Origin of the sequence: Gemmiger formicilis, assembly GCF_016901605.1 — a bacterium.
GTDB classification, from domain to species: Bacteria; Bacillota; Clostridia; order Oscillospirales; family Ruminococcaceae; genus Gemmiger; species Gemmiger formicilis_B.
The window spans coordinates 1-220 of the sequence record NZ_JACJKP010000857.1 but is presented as its reverse complement, the minus strand read 5'-3'; the positions used below and the strand labels follow the sequence as shown (position 1 = coordinate 220).

The 220-nt window shown below is 58.2% G+C and carries 1 protein-coding gene; it reads right to left on the bottom strand.

The features are described from left to right. Positions 1-220 (bottom strand): hypothetical protein (locus tag H6B10_RS17030; RefSeq protein ID WP_204652522.1); only part of this gene is annotated, 220 nt, incomplete at both ends.

Below are 220 nucleotides of genomic sequence, written 5' to 3'. Positions count from 1 at the left end.
TGACGGCCAGCTTCCTCTGCCTGGGAATGCTTTTGCAGTATGTACGCAGCGAACGACGCCGTACACGTACTATTTTGCTGGTTCTGCAATTCCTGTTTTCCCTGCTCATCGGACATGGGGGAAACCAGAACCGCCGCAACAGCGGGGAACAGCGTCCCGATGCCGGCCTGGCGGCAGAAATACCAGCAGGATGCCAGCATGCACAGCAGGATGATGGCGG